Source organism: Peribacillus sp. P4_B1, from assembly GCF_056402395.1.
Window position 1 is genome coordinate 1 of sequence record NZ_JBFUHM010000170.1, and the last position, 610, is coordinate 610.

Annotated in this window: 1 pseudogene; it reads left to right on the forward strand. The window is 39.8% G+C overall.

Annotated elements, in window-relative coordinates:
* A pseudogene (locus tag AC1DVK_RS27115) lies at positions 1 to 610 on the forward strand (transposase); the annotation flags it as partial.

Sequence of the window (610 nt, forward strand, 5' to 3'; positions counted from 1 at the left end):
CACACACACACATGTGAAAGCCAGTGCGAATAAACGGAAATTTGAAAAGAAAATCGTTCGTAAAGAAACACGAGCGTATCAAGGGCGTCTTCAAGAAGAAATCAATCAAGATCGTGAAAACCATGGAAAGAAGCCTTTTCCATCAGATAAATTTGATAAAGAAGAGACCAAAGAGATTAAAGAAAGTACAACGGATTCTGAGAGTGGCTACTATGTGAAAAATGAACGAACAAAACAGTTTGCCTATTCATTCCGCGGCCGCAGACCGCAACGGTTTTGTATTAGGAACAATTGTAACACCTGGAAATATACATGACAGTCAGATCTTAGAGCCACTAGTTGACAAGTGATTGAGAAAATTGGAAAACCGGAAGCCGTTGCCGCAGATGCAGCTTATAAAACACCAGCGATTACAAGCTACCTATTTAACAAAGAAATCATACCGACTTTACCTTATACACGTCCTCGCACCAAAGAAGGATTTTTCCGCAAACAGGACTATGTATACGATGAACATTTTGATTGTTACCTTTGTCCTTCGGGAGAGCTATTAAAGTACTCAACAACCAATAAAGAGGGCTATCGCGAGTATAAATCACCCAAACACACT